A 12176-nucleotide genomic window follows, 5' to 3' on the forward strand; every position below is an offset into this window, starting at 1 on the left:
ACTCTATCAGACTCTTTCGTGTCCGATTCCCGGTCGAAGCGGGTCAAGCGTTTTTCGCTTTCCAGTTCTTCGCTTTCGCGTTTCCCTTTCCGGCGGAACCGACTTTATCAGAAGTTCTGAGTCGGAATTTCCACCCCTCCGCGGGGCTCGCGGCACACACATGTGCGCCGGGCTTCCCGTTGAGGCGGAGACGTAAACGTACTGGAGCGGAGCGCCCCGATGCAAATCGGGGGCCCCGCTCCGTAGTTCGCGCCGGTCGGGAGGTCAGACCTCGACGACGACGGGGAGGATCATCGGGCGCCGGCGGTAGGTGTCGGAGACCCACTTGCCCACCGTGCGGCGGACCAGCTGCTGGAGCTGGTGCGGCTCGACGACTCCGTCCTGGGCGGACTTGTCGAGTGCTTCCTGGATCTTCGGCACGACGGCGCCGAACGCGCCGTCGTCGATCCCCGAACCGCGTGCCTGGATGTGCGGGCCGCCGACGATCTTGCCCGAGGTGCTGTCGACCACGATGAAGACGGAGATGATGCCTTCGTCGCCGAGGATGCGGCGGTCCTTGAGGGAGGTCTCGGTGACATCGCCGACCGAGAGCCCGTCCACGTACACGTAACCGGCCTGGACCTTGCCGACGATCTTGGCCTTGCCGTCGATCAGGTCGACGACGACGCCGTCCTCGGCGATGACGATGTGGTCCTTGGGGACGCCCGTGAGCGCTCCCAGTTCCGCGTTGGCCCGCAGGTGGCGCCACTCGCCGTGCACCGGCATCAGGTTCTTGGGCCGGCAGATGTTGTAGAAGTACAGCAGCTCGCCCGCCGAGGCGTGCCCCGAGACGTGGACCTTGGCGTTGCCCTTGTGAACGACGTTGGCGCCCCAGCGGGTGAGGCCGTTGATCACGCGGTAGACCGCGTTCTCGTTGCCGGGGATCAGCGACGACGCCAGGATCACGGTGTCGCCCTGCACGATGCGGATCTGGTGATCGCGGTTGGCCATCCGGGACAGGGCGGCCATCGGCTCGCCCTGCGAACCCGTACAGACGAGCACGACCTCGTCGTCCGGCAGGTCGTCGAGGGTCTTCACGTCGACGACGAGTCCAGCCGGGACCCTCAGATAGCCGAGATCACGGGCGATGCCCATGTTGCGGACCATCGAGCGGCCGACGAAGGCGACCCGGCGGCCGTACTCGTGGGCCGTGTCCAGGATCTGCTGGATACGGTGGACGTGGCTGGCGAAGCTCGCCACGATGATGCGCTTCTGCGCATTGGCGAACACGTTGCGCAGGACGTTCTGGATGTCCCGCTCCGGCGGGACGAAGCCCGGGACCTCCGCGTTCGTCGAGTCGGAGAGCAGCAGATCGATGCCCTCCTCGCTCAGCCGGGCGAACGCGTGCAGGTCGGTGAGGCGGCCGTCCAGCGGGAGCTGGTCCATCTTGAAGTCGCCGGTGGCGACGGCCATGCCCGCAGGAGTGCGGATGGCGACCGCGAGGGCGTCCGGGATGGAGTGGTTGACCGCGATGAACTCGCAGTCGAAGACGCCGATGCGCTCGCGGCGGCCCTCCGCGACCTCAAGGGTGTAGGGCCGGATGCGGTGCTCCTGGAGCTTGGCCTCGATGAGTGCCAGGGTCAGCTTGGAGCCGATGAGCGGGATGTCCGGCTTCAGGCGCAGCAGGAACGGGACGCCACCGATGTGGTCCTCGTGGCCGTGCGTGAGGACGATGCCCTCGATGTCGTCGAGGCGGTCCCGGATGGTGGTGAAGTCCGGAAGGATCAGGTCGATGCCCGGTTGCTCCTCCTCGGGGAAGAGGACGCCGCAGTCGACGACGAGCAGGCGTCCGCCGTACTCAAAGACCGTCATGTTGCGGCCGATCTCGCCGAGGCCGCCGAGAGGGGTGACCCGCAGGGCTCCCTTCGGGAGCTTCGGCGGGGTACCGAGTTCAGGGTGCGGATGACTCAAAAGACTCTCCTTACCACGCGCGCCACGTACCGCTTGGGCACGTGGCGCGCATGTCATTCGTGCACTTGCTGTTGTCTTGGGTGCTGCTCCGTTGCGAGTGTTCCTCGCGTATTCAGTTGTGAAGTCCGTGGTTACAGCTGTACCCCACCGGCGGCCAGGTCGATCTTGAGCTGCGCCGTTTCCTGTGCGGTGAGTTCCACCAGGGGGAGGCGCAGGGGGCCGGCCGGGAGGCCCTGGAGGGTGAGGGCGGCCTTGGTGGTGATCACGCCCTGGGTGCGGAACATGCCGGTGAAGACCGGCAGCAGCTTCTGGTGGATCTCGGTGGCCTTCTGGACGTCGCCGCCGAGGTGGGCCTCGACGAGGGCGCGCAGATCGGGGGTGACCACATGGCCGACGACCGAGACGAGGCCGACCGCGCCGACCGAGAGGAGCGGGAGGTTCAACATGTCGTCGCCCGAGTACCAGGCAAGGCCCGACTGTGCGATGGCCCAGCTGGCGCGGCCGAGGTCGCCCTTGGCGTCCTTGTTGGCCACGATGCGCGGGTGCTCGGCGAGCCGGACGATCGTCTCGGTGTCGATCGGCACACCGCTGCGGCCGGGGATGTCGTACAGCATCACCGGAAGGCCGGTGGAGTCGGCGATCGCCGTGAAGTGCCGGAGCAGGCCTTCCTGGGGCGGCTTGTTGTAGTACGGGGTGACCGCGAGGAGGCCGTGGGCGCCGATACGCTCGGCGGTACGGGCCAGCTCCACGCTGTGTCGGGTGTCGTTGGTGCCGATGCCGGCGACGATGTGCGCCCGGTCCCCCACCGCCTCCAGCACAGCTCGTACGAGCTGCTCTTTCTCCGCGTCGCTGGTGGTCGGGGACTCGCCGGTGGTGCCGTTGATGATCAGGCCGTCGTTGCCTGCGTCCACCAGATGGGTGGCGAGCCGCTGGGCGCCGTCGAGGTCGAGAGCGCCGTCCGCCGTGAAGGGCGAGACCATAGCGGTGAGGACCCGCCCGAAGGGGGTCTGCGGAGTGGAGATCGGAGCCATGGGTAACACGCTACTCGTTGCTCGACGCGCGGTGCCCCCTCGGGGGGACAAGCAAGAGGAGCCCGGCACTGCCTGCTCGGGGGTTCAAGCAGTGCCGGGTCCGTTTGATCAGCCTAGATGAACTTCTCGAAACGCCGCAATACGGACACCGCCTACGGGGCCACGCGTCCGTTTTTGTTGAAGGCTGCATGGGTGAGCGGCATGAGCCGCGCCCAGTGGGCCTCCATCTGCTCGCCGACCATCTCGATCTCGCGCTGCGGGAACGACGGCACCGTCGCCAGCTCGTGCTGGGTGCGCAGGCCGAGGAAGTGCATCAGCGAGCGGGCGTTGCACGTGGCGTACATGGAGGAGAAGAGGCCGACCGGGAGCACCGCGCGGGCCACCTCACGGGCCACTCCGGCGGCCAGCATCTCCTGGTACGCCTCGTAGGAGCGGCGGTAGGAGTCCTCCATGGACTTGCTCGTGAGCGCGTGCTGCTCGGCGGTGCCCTCGACGAACTCGTACTTTCCGGGGCGGCCCTGCTGGACGAGCTTGCGGGACTCCCCCGGGACGTAGAAGACCGGCTGGAGCTCCCGGTAACGGCCCGATTCCTCGTTGTAGGACCAGCCGACGCGGTGCCGCATGAACTCGCGGAACACGAAGATCGGGGCGCTGATGAAGAAGGTCATCGAGTTGTGCTCGAACGGGCTGCCGTGCCGGTCCCGCATGAGGTAGTTGATGAGCCCCTTGGAGCGCTCAGGGTCCTTGGTGATCTCTTCGAGGGACTGCTCGCCGGCCGTGGACACACGGGCGGCGAACAGCACGTCGGCGTCGCCGGCGGCGGATTTCACCAGCTCGACGGTGACATCACTGCGGAAACTGGGCTGTGCGGATTCGGGGGTCTCGGTCACCGGCGGGGTCCTTCCAATGGCGTCGCTCGGGCGGCGCCCACTCTACGGGCCGCCACTGACAACGCCGTCCGTCACCACCCGCCCCGGGATTTCTTCGGCCAATCCGTCACATCCGGGCACCGATCGGACCTCCCGTGCGTCTGACTGTGCAGGAGCACCCGAAACAACGTTCCCAGGAGAGTCACCCCATGTTCCGCCGACGGGAGTCCGTCCCGTTCTCGTTCGTCGCCGAGGCCGACCGCTTCCGCAGTAACGTCACTCCGCCCCCGCGCGAGCGGGCCTCCGCCTCCGAGAAGGCCGGGCGGGCCCTGATGGGCCTCGTCGTGGTCGCCGGACTCGTCGGATCGCTGCTGCTGGGGCTCCCGGCCCTGTCGCCCGAGCAGTCGCCGCAGCACGCCCAGCAGACCGAGGCCGCGCACGGGCGCTGACTCGTACGGCCCCCCTGGGGTGGTCCGGCCGGTAGCCTCCTCGGTAGCCTCACCGGGCACAGCAATCGAGCGTGCTTGTGAGTGAGGATCAGTCGTGCCCCTGCCCTTCCTGACGGCCGACCGCGCGTTTGACGCGAGCGCCGAGGACGCCGCGCTGCCGTTCGACGACCACGACAGCTGGCGGCGCCCCTACCGTCTCGGCCCCTGGCGGGTCGCGTCGGCGGCCGTCCTGCTGCTGCTGGCCTCGTTCATCCTGTTCGCCGCGATGATCACGGCGTTCGCCGGGGCGGTGCCCGGGGCGGGGGCCTGTCTCGCGCTCGCCCTCGCGGTGATCATCTGCGCGTTGCGGATGCTGCGGATGGGTGCGTGGGTGAGCCGGCACGGGGTGCGCCGGGTCGGCTTCTTCGTGACCACGACGGTGCCGTGGAACCGCGCCACCGCCGTGCGCACCGTGCAGCAGCCCGTGAAGTGGCTCGGCTTCCCCCGTACCGTGCAGGGCCAGGCCCTGATCGTCGTGCGCAAGGGCGGGGACGCGGTGCCGCCGCTGCTCACCGACTCCAACGCGGACTTCCTCGCGCGGGGCGAGGCGTTCGACCGGGCCGCGGACACGATCGAGGCCTGGGGCGAGGAGTACCGGCGCCCCTGAGTTCCGGGGACACGGAGAACGACGCGGGACGGCCGTCCTGCCGCGGGGATTCCCGCGGCCGGGCGGCCGTCCCGTGTGCTGCTCAGGCGCCGGACGGCGTGGAACGCGCCGAAGGGGCCGCCGCGCGGGCGTGCAGGGCGATGGCCCGCTGCATGGCCTTGCGGGCCCTGGGGGTGTCCCGGGCGTCCTGGTAGGCGACGGCGAGGCGGAACCAGCACCGCCAGTCGTCCGGCGCGTCCTCGGCCTCCTCCTTGCGGCGGGCGAAGGCCGCGTCGGCGGAGTCCCGGTCGATCCGGCCGCTCGGGGTACGCGCCAGGTCGTCCACCGGGAGGCCGCCCTCGGCGTCCAGCTCGGCGGCCAGGGCGTTGGCCCGCCGGACGAACTGCGTGTTCTTCCAGAGGAACCAGAGGCCGATCACCGGAAGGATCAGCACGGCGACCCCGAAGGTCACCGTGATCAGGGTGCCGTGCTCGATGAGCAGCACCCCACGGCTGCCGACCAGGACGAAGTAGAAGACCAGGACGGCGGCCGTGACGATGTACGTGATCTTTGCGCGCATGGCGGGGCTCAGTCAGTTCAGGTCGAGGAAGTGTTCCAGGCCGAAGGTGAGGCCCGGAGTGGTCACCACACGGCGTGCGCCGAGCAGGATGCCCGGCATGAAGCTGCTGTGGTGCAGGGAGTCGTGCCGGATGGTGAGGGTCTCGCCCTCGCCGCCGAGGAGCACCTCCTGGTGGGCCAGCAGGCCGCGCAGGCGTACGGAGTGGACGGGGATCCCGTCGACGTCCGCGCCGCGTGCCCCGTCCAGCGCCGTGGCGGTGGCGTCCGGCGCGGGGGCGCAGCCGGCCTCGGCGCGGGCCTCGGCGATCAGCTGGGCGGTGCGGGCGGCGGTGCCGGAAGGCGCGTCGGCCTTGTTCGGGTGGTGCAGCTCGATGACCTCGACGGATTCGAAGTAGCGGGCCGCCTGCTGGGCGAACTTCATGGTGAGGACGGCGCCGATGGAGAAGTTCGGCGCGATGAGCACGCCGGTGCCGGGCGAGCCGGAGAGCCAGGTGTGCAGCTGCGCGAGCCGTTCGTCGGTCCAGCCGGTGGTGCCGACCACGGCGTGGATGCCGTGCCGGGTGCAGAACTCCAGGTTCTCCATCACCGAGGAGGGGGTGGTCAGCTCGACGACGACCTGGGCACCGGCGTCCGTCAGGGCGTCCAGCGAGTCGCCTCGGCCGAGGGCGGCCACCAGCTCCATGTCGTCGGCGGCCTCGACCGCTCGTACCGCTTCGGAACCGATGCGGCCCCGGGCGCCGAGGACGGCCACGCGCAGCTTGCTCATGCTTGCTTCTTTCGGGTGACGGGTGAGGGGTGACGGAAGACGGTGCCTAGGCGACCGACTCGTGGAGGCGGTCGGCCTGCTTGTCCTTGAGGGGGCCGATGACGGAGAGCGAGGGGCGGTGTCCGAGGACCTCGCCCGCCACCGAGCGGACATCGTCGGGGGTCACCTGGGCGATGCGGGCCAGCATGTCGTCGACGGACATCTGCTCGCCCCAGCACAGCTCGCTCTTGCCGATGCGGTTCATCAGCGCGCCGGTGTCCTCCAGGCCGAGGACGGTGGAGCCGGAGAGCTGGCCGATGGCGCGGCGGATCTCCTCGTCGCTCAGGCCGTCGGAGGCCACCCGGTCCAGTTCGTCGCGGCAGATCTTGAGGACGTCGTGGACCTGGCTGGGGCGGCAGCCCGCGTACACGCCGAAGAGCCCGCAGTCGGCGAAGCCCGAGGTGTACGAGTAGACGCTGTAGGCGAGGCCGCGCTTCTCCCGTACCTCCTGGAAGAGGCGGGAGCTCATGCCGCCGCCGAGGGCGGTGTTGAGGACGCCGAGCGCCCAGCGGCGCTCGTCGGTGCGGGCCAGGCCGGGCATGCCGAGGACGACGTGGGCCTGCTCGGTCTTGCGGCCGAGCACCTCGACGCGGCCCGCGGTGCGCAGGGCACGGGTGCCCTGGCGGGGTGCCATGGGCACGGCATCGGTGCGGGAGAGCGCCCCGGCCCGTTCGAAGGCCTTGCGGACCTGGCGGACGACGGTGGCGTGGTCGACGTTGCCGGCGGCGGCGACGACCAGGTGCGTGGGGTCGTAGTGCTTCTTGTAGAAGCGGGCGATCTGGCCCCGGTTCAGGGCGTTGATCGTGTCGACGGTGCCGAGGACGGGGCGGCCGAGCGGGGTGTCGCCGAGCATGGTGTGCGCGAACAGGTCGTGCACGCAGTCGCCGGGGTCGTCCTCCGTCATGGCGATCTCCTCCAGGATGACGCCGCGTTCGGCGTCGACGTCCTCGGAGGCGATCAGGGAGCCGGTCAGCATGTCGCAGACGACATCGATGGCCAGCGGCAGGTCCGTGTCGAGGACCCGCGCGTAGTAGCAGGTGTACTCCTTCGCCGTGAAGGCGTTCATCTCGCCGCCGACCGCGTCGATGGCGGCGGAGATGTCGAGGGCGGTGCGCCGGGCGGTGCCCTTGAAGAGGAGGTGTTCGAGGTAGTGCGTCGCGCCGTTCAGCGTCGGGGTCTCGTCGCGCGATCCGACGTTGGCCCAGATGCCGAAGGTGGCGGAGCGTACGGAGGGCAGGGTCTCGGTGACGATGCGCAGGCCGCCGGGGAGGACCGTGCGGCGGACCGTGCCGATGCCGTTGCTGCCCTTGAGAAGCGTTTGGGTACGGGCGACGGCCCGCCCCTCCGAGGAGGGGCGGGCCGTCGTCGCGGAACTACGGGACGTCACTTGGCGGCGTCGTCCTTCTTCTCGTCCTCGTCACCCTCGATGACGGGGATGAGGGAGAGCTTGCCGCGGGAGTCGATCTCGGCGATCTCGACCTGGACCTTGGCCCCGACACCGAGCACGTCCTCGACGTTCTCCACGCGCTTGCCACCGGCGAGCTTGCGGATCTGCGAGATGTGCAGCAGACCGTCCTTGCCGGGCATCAGGGAGACGAACGCACCGAAGGTGGTGGTCTTGACGACCGTACCCAGGTAGCGCTCGCCGACCTCCGGCATGGTCGGGTTGGCGATCGCGTTGATCGTGGCGCGGGCGGCCTCGGCCTGCGAACCCTGCTGGGCACCGATGTAGATGGTGCCGTCGTCCTCGATCGTGATGTCGGCGCCGGTGTCCTCCTGGATCTGGTTGATCATCTTGCCCTTGGGGCCGATGACCTCACCGATCTTGTCCACCGGGATCTTGACGGTGATGATCCGCGGGGCGTTCGGGGACATCTCGTCCGGGACGTCGATGGCCTCGTTCATCACGTCGAGGATGTGGAGGCGGGCGTCGCGGGCCTGCTTCAGCGCGGCGGCCAGGACCGAGGCGGGGATGCCGTCGAGCTTGGTGTCGAGCTGGAGCGCGGTGACGAACTGCTTCGTACCGGCGACCTTGAAGTCCATGTCGCCGAACGCGTCCTCGGCGCCGAGGATGTCGGTCAGGGCGACGTAGTGGGTCTTGCCGTCGATCTCCTGCGAGATCAGGCCCATGGCGATGCCGGCGACGGCGGCCTTGAGGGGCACACCGGCGTTCAGCAGGGACATGGTGGAGGCGCAGACCGAGCCCATGGACGTCGAGCCGTTGGAGCCCAGCGCCTCGGAGACCTGGCGGATCGCGTAGGGGAACTCCTCGCGCGACGGCAGCACCGGCACGATGGCGCGCTCGGCGAGCGCGCCGTGGCCGATCTCGCGGCGCTTGGGCGAGCCCACGCGGCCGGTCTCACCGACCGAGTACGGCGGGAAGTTGTAGTTGTGCATGTAGCGCTTGCGGGTCACCGGGGAAAGGGTGTCCAGCTGCTGCTCCATCCGGAGCATGTTGAGGGTGGTGACGCCCAGGATCTGGGTCTCGCCACGCTCGAAGAGCGCCGAGCCGTGCACGCGCGGGATGGCCTCGACCTCGGCGGCGAGCGTACGGATGTCCGTGACGCCGCGGCCGTCGATGCGGACCTTGTCCTTGATGACGCGCTCGCGGACCAGCTTCTTGGTCAGCGCGCGGTAGGCACCGGAGATCTCCTTCTCGCGGCCCTCGAACTCCGGGAGGAGCTTCTCGCCCGCGATCTCCTTGATGCGGTCCAGCTCCGCCTCGCGCTCCTGCTTGCCGGCGATGGTGAGCGCCTTGGCCAGCTCGGTGCTGACGGCCTTGGTGAGGGCCTCCAGGACGTCGTCCTGGTAGTCCAGGAAGACCGGGAACTCGCCGGTGGGCTTGGCGGCCTTGGCGGCGAGGTCGGACTGGGCCTTGCAGAGCACCTTGATGAAGGGCTTCGCGGCTTCCAGACCGGCGGCGACGACCTCTTCGGTCGGGGCCTCGGCGCCGTCCTTGACGAGCTGGATGGTCTTCTCGGTGGCCTCGGCCTCGACCATCATGATCGCGACGTCGCCGTCCTCCAGGACGCGGCCCGCGACGACCATGTCGAAGACGGCGTCCTCGAGCTCGGTGTGCGTCGGGAAGGCGACCCACTGGCCCTTGATCAGCGCGACACGGGTGCCGCCGATCGGGCCGGAGAAGGGCAGGCCGGCGAGCTGCGTGGAGCAGGACGCGGCGTTGATCGCGATCACGTCGTACAGGTGATCGGGGTTGAGCGCCATGACCGTCTCGACGATCTGGATCTCGTTGCGCAGGCCCTTCTTGAAGGACGGGCGCAGCGGGCGGTCGATCAGGCGGCAGGTGAGGATCGCGTCCTCGGAGGGGCGTCCCTCGCGGCGGAAGAAGGAGCCGGGGATCTTGCCGGCGGCGTACTGCCGCTCCTCGACGTCCACCGTGAGGGGGAAGAAGTCGAGCTGGTCCTTGGGCCGCTTGGAAGCGGTGGTGGCCGACAGCACCATGGTGTCGTCGTCCAGGTACGCGACGGCGGAGCCGGCGGCCTGCTTGGCCAGGCGGCCCGTCTCGAAGCGGATGGTGCGGGTGCCGAAGGTCCCGTTGTCGATAACGGCCTCGGCGTAGTGGGTCTCGTTCTCCACTAGTGATTTCTCCATACTCGTCGTCTTTCGCCCCGGCGCCCGTGTGGCGCGGGGCGGTGCGGAGAAGCGCACCCTGGGTGCGGGGCCGGTCTTCGATCGAAGCTCCCGGGCATGGTCCCGGGGGCCACTACCGAGGACCGGCGGCGGCGACGGCGCGCTTCTCCTCGTGCGTTGTCGTACGTCCAGGTTACTGAGGTTGTCCCCGGTAGCGCACGTACGGCAAAGGGAGCGGCCCCCTGGATGTGGGAACCGCTCCCTTTCACAGCGTCCTTACTTGGCGCCGCCGGCCGCACCGCGGCGGATGCCGAGGCGGTCGACGAGCGCACGGAAGCGCTGGATGTCCTTCTTGGCCAGGTACTGCAGGAGGCGGCGACGCTGGCCGACCAGGATCAGCAGACCACGACGGGAGTGGTGGTCGTGCTTGTGCGTCTTGAGGTGCTCCGTCAGGTCCGAGATGCGGCGCGAGAGCATGGCGACCTGAACCTCGGGGGAACCGGTGTCGCCCTCCTTCTGCGCGAACTCGGTCATGATCTGCTTCTTCGTAGCGGCGTCGAGCGGCACGCGGTACTCCTCTTGGTGTTCGAAGCGCCCACGAGTGCCCCTGGTCTGGTTCTCAGGGGGGCTTGGGTGACTCGGGAGCGAAGGTCCGATGGGCGCAGTTCCCAGAAACGACCGGGAACGCGTACACAAACGGCCACAGCCAGACTACCAGTCGTCGGCAGCCCGCCCCGACGGGGTTATCGGCCGGTGAGGTCCCGGGCGCGGGCGTACACGTCGAGGACGGCCAGGCAGAGCGGGACCAGGGAGAGCAGGAGCACGCTCTCGGCGAGGTCCAGGACGCGGCCCCAGAACGGCGAGAGCCCGGTGCGCGGGACGATCAGCCCGACGGCGGTGAGCAGGGCCGCGCCGGCGGCGAGCGCCGCGCAGATCCCGAGGGTACGCAGATCGAGGTCGCCGCGTTCGCCGTAGCGGGTGAGCCCCGTCACCAGGTCCTCGGGCGGGTTCAGCGCCAGGCCGAGGACGAGTGCGGCGACCGCGCCGGTCCCGGCGGCCAGGACGCAGACCACCTGGGAGGTGTAGCGGAAGAGCCGGGCCCGCAGGAGCAGGGCGAGACCGGTGGCCAGAGCGAGGAGCCGGCCCCAGGTGGAGCCGGAGAAGCCGAGGACGGCGGCCGACGCGACGGCCAGGGCGGCGCAGCCGCCGACGAGGCCGAGGAGCAGTTCGTGGCCGCGCCGGGCGCGCTCGGCGACGGTCCGGGCGTCGACGGGGGCGGCTCCGTGCGGGCCGTCCGGGCCGGTGAGCGGGTCGGCGAAAAGGTCGGCGTGGCCGGTGGGCGGGGTCCGTGGCGGGACGGCGTCGATGGGGAGCCGGGCGAAGCGGGCGGAGAGACCGGGGAGGAAGGCGATGAGGCCGATGGCGGTGGGGGCGCAGACGGCAGCGGCCGAGGCGGCGGTGGACTCGGTGAGGATCGCGGCGAAGGCGGCGAGGGTGCCCGCGGTGGAGAGCAGGGCGGCGGCGACGAACGGGGCGTCCCCGCCCGGGGTGACCGCGACCAGCACCACGGAGGCGACCAGGACGGCGACGCAGCCGAGCAGGAGCTGGAGCCGTCCGGGGCCCTGTCCGGTGTCGGGGCCGATGACACCGGAGCCGGCGAGGAGCAGGAGGGGCAGCGCGCCGAGGCCGAGGGCGGTGGCGGTGAGCCGGTCCGCGTAGACCCGGGCGCGGACCGCGGCGAAGGCGGTGAGGAGCGTTCCGGCGGTCGCGGCGGCGACGGCGGGCATGCCGTGCGTGTCGTGGTGGACCGGGTCGGCGTACCAGAGGGCGACGGTCATCAGCAGGAGCAGCAGGGCGGCGCCGGCCGCTCCGGCGCCGCGCAGCAGTTCGTCGCTCCACAGGTGGCGGTCGCGGCCGACGGCCGAGGCGACGGCGTCGGAGACGTCGTCGAACACGGCGGGCGGCAGCGAGGCGGCGAAGGGGCGGAAGGTGAGGATCTCGCCGTCCAGGACCTGTTGCTCGGCGAGGGTGCGGGCGCCGTCGAGAACGGTGCCGTCCCGGCGGACGAGGTGGTAGCCCGTGGGAGTGGCGACGGCCTGGGCGCGGCCGGTGAGGCGCAGTATCTCCGGGCCGACGTCGGCGACGGCGAGGTCCTCCGGAAGTGCGACGTCGATCCTGCTGTCGGGTGCCACGACTGTGACGCGGCAGAAGCCGCTCCCCGCGGTCGTACTCACCTGTCTGTTCCCCCTGCGGTCCGCTTCGGCGGTTGCGCGCGCC

Annotated in this window: 11 protein-coding genes; 2 read left to right on the forward strand and 9 right to left on the reverse strand. The window is 70.1% G+C overall.

The genetic code is table 11. The features are described from left to right. Positions 1 to 264: 264 nt before the first annotated feature. The 3 genes from ACFVDM_RS24605 to thyX all read right to left on the reverse strand — a co-directional run bounded on the left by ACFVDM_RS24605 (position 265) and on the right by thyX (position 3871). Complete coding sequence (locus ACFVDM_RS24605) at positions 265 to 1950, reverse strand: ribonuclease J (protein WP_383643979.1); 1686 nt, start codon at positions 1948 to 1950, stop codon at positions 265 to 267. 131 nt (positions 1951 to 2081) lie between these two features. Continuing rightward, positions 2082 to 2981: a 4-hydroxy-tetrahydrodipicolinate synthase gene (gene dapA, locus ACFVDM_RS24610; protein WP_383643982.1), complete on the reverse strand. Its 900-nt coding sequence runs from the start codon at positions 2979 to 2981 to the stop codon at positions 2082 to 2084. Between the two features lie 152 nt (positions 2982 to 3133). Next, the gene (gene thyX / locus ACFVDM_RS24615; protein WP_383643985.1) at positions 3134 to 3871 is read right to left on the reverse strand and encodes an FAD-dependent thymidylate synthase; all 738 of its coding nucleotides are present in this window, start codon (positions 3869 to 3871) and stop codon (positions 3134 to 3136) included. A gap of 188 nt (positions 3872 to 4059) precedes the next feature. Between thyX and ACFVDM_RS24620 the strand changes: the two genes are divergently transcribed. Both ACFVDM_RS24620 and ACFVDM_RS24625 read left to right on the forward strand, forming a co-directional pair. Then, positions 4060 to 4299, forward strand: a complete 240-nt coding sequence (locus tag ACFVDM_RS24620; RefSeq protein ID WP_383643988.1) for a hypothetical protein — start codon at positions 4060 to 4062, stop codon at positions 4297 to 4299. 94 nt (positions 4300 to 4393) lie between these two features. Further along, on the forward strand, positions 4394 to 4945 hold the full coding sequence (locus ACFVDM_RS24625) for a hypothetical protein (protein ID WP_383643990.1): 552 nt from the start codon (positions 4394 to 4396) through the stop codon (positions 4943 to 4945). A gap of 82 nt (positions 4946 to 5027) precedes the next feature. On the opposite strand, the gene ACFVDM_RS24630 is transcribed toward ACFVDM_RS24625, so the two are convergent. The 6 genes from ACFVDM_RS24630 to eccD form a co-directional block, all read right to left on the reverse strand. Further along, positions 5028 to 5504, reverse strand: a complete 477-nt coding sequence (locus ACFVDM_RS24630) for a hypothetical protein (protein WP_383643993.1) — start codon at positions 5502 to 5504, stop codon at positions 5028 to 5030. 12 nt (positions 5505 to 5516) lie between these two features. Next, positions 5517 to 6269 (reverse strand): 4-hydroxy-tetrahydrodipicolinate reductase, encoded by a 753-nt coding sequence (gene dapB, locus ACFVDM_RS24635; RefSeq protein ID WP_383643996.1) that lies wholly within the window; start codon positions 6267 to 6269, stop codon positions 5517 to 5519. Between the two features lie 46 nt (positions 6270 to 6315). Further along, a complete protein-coding gene (locus ACFVDM_RS24640) occupies positions 6316 to 7695 on the reverse strand; it encodes a M16 family metallopeptidase (protein WP_383643999.1) in 1380 nt (459 codons plus the stop codon). Next, on the reverse strand, positions 7692 to 9905 hold the full coding sequence (locus tag ACFVDM_RS24645) for a polyribonucleotide nucleotidyltransferase (RefSeq protein ID WP_383644571.1): 2214 nt from the start codon (positions 9903 to 9905) through the stop codon (positions 7692 to 7694). The genes ACFVDM_RS24640 and ACFVDM_RS24645 overlap by 4 nt, the downstream gene beginning before the upstream one ends. A gap of 270 nt (positions 9906 to 10175) precedes the next feature. Continuing rightward, positions 10176 to 10466 (reverse strand): 30S ribosomal protein S15, encoded by a 291-nt coding sequence (gene rpsO, locus ACFVDM_RS24650; protein WP_018551846.1) that lies wholly within the window; start codon positions 10464 to 10466, stop codon positions 10176 to 10178. Positions 10467 to 10642: 176 nt separating this feature from the next. Continuing rightward, entirely contained in the window at positions 10643 to 12133 is a 1491-nt protein-coding gene (eccD, locus tag ACFVDM_RS24655; RefSeq protein WP_383644002.1) for a type VII secretion integral membrane protein EccD, read from the reverse strand. Positions 12134 to 12176 lie beyond the last annotated feature (43 nt).

The organism is Streptomyces sp. NPDC057682 (assembly GCF_042799575.1).
In the GTDB taxonomy this organism is placed as follows: domain Bacteria; phylum Actinomycetota; class Actinomycetes; order Streptomycetales; family Streptomycetaceae; genus Streptomyces.